The following is a 295-nucleotide window of genomic DNA, read 5'->3' on the forward strand; positions in this document are numbered from 1 at the left end:
GTTCTTTTCATCGCTGAGTACCGGCTTTCCCAGCACTTCCATGCTGCTGGTCACATCCAGGATATCGTCCTGAATCTGAAATGCAAGGCCGATGGCTGCGGCCATCTGTTCTACCCGCCGGGTCTCCTCCTCGTCTGCACCGGCGAGAAGCGCGCCGATCATCATGGAGGACTCCAAAAGCGCTCCCGTCTTCAAATGATAGATGAAATCCAGCTTTTCATGCGGAACAGGCTTATTGGTCAGCTCCACATCCCCAGTCTGCCCACCTATCATGCCATAGATTCCGGTTTTCTGT

At 53.9% G+C, this 295-nt stretch carries 1 protein-coding gene; it reads right to left on the reverse strand.

Features of this window, described 5'->3' with window-relative positions; translation table 11 throughout:
* On the reverse strand, positions 1-295 hold a 295-nt coding region (locus NE473_RS31680; RefSeq protein ID WP_256265687.1), incomplete at both ends, for a polyprenyl synthetase family protein.

Origin of the sequence: Hungatella sp. SL.1.14 (assembly GCF_024460495.1) — a bacterium.
Taxonomy (GTDB): Bacteria; Bacillota; Clostridia; order Lachnospirales; family Lachnospiraceae; genus Hungatella; species Hungatella hathewayi.